Source organism: Brucella sp. RRSP16, from assembly GCF_052246815.1.
GTDB lineage: Bacteria > Pseudomonadota > Alphaproteobacteria > Rhizobiales > Rhizobiaceae > Brucella > Brucella intermedia.
The window spans coordinates 1-557 of sequence record NZ_JBQQAM010000054.1 but is presented as its reverse complement, the minus strand read 5'-3'; the positions used below and the strand labels follow the sequence as shown (position 1 = coordinate 557).

Genomic DNA, 557 nt, shown 5'->3' with positions numbered 1-557 from the left:
GGCCGAGGATGCAGAGCTTTTGCCCATCATTCGCAGGCTGGTAGATCAAAGGCCAACCTATGGCTATCGGCGGATCGCCGCGCTCCTCAATCGCGAAAGGCGAGCCGCCGATAAGCCTGTCATCAACGCCAAACGGGTCCATCGCATCATGGGCAACCACGCCATGCTGCTGGAAAAGCACACAGCCGTTCGCAAGGGCCGCCTCCACGATGGCAAGGTCATGGTCATGCGCTCCAACCTGCGCTGGTGCTCGGATGGGCTGGAGTTCACCTGCTGGAACGGCGAGGTCATCCGTCTCGCCTTCATCATCGACGCCTTCGACCGCGAGATCATTGCCTGGACGGCGGTCGCCAACGCGGGCATCTCCGGCTCAGACGTGCGCGACATGATGCTGGAGGCGGTCGAGAAACGCTTCAATGGAACCAGAGCCCCACATGCAATCGAGCATCTCTCGGACAACGGCTCTGCTTACACCGCGAGGGACACGAGGCTGTTTGCGCAAGCACTCAATCTGACACCCTGCTTCACGCCGGTCGCCAGCCCGCAGTCGAACGGCA

General features: G+C 61.6%; 1 protein-coding gene. It reads left to right on the top strand.

Going from position 1 to position 557, the window contains the following annotated elements; genetic code table 11:
• Positions 1 to 557: DDE-type integrase/transposase/recombinase (locus ACS5UA_RS22855; protein WP_443101890.1), on the top strand; the 557-nt coding region annotated here is incomplete at both ends.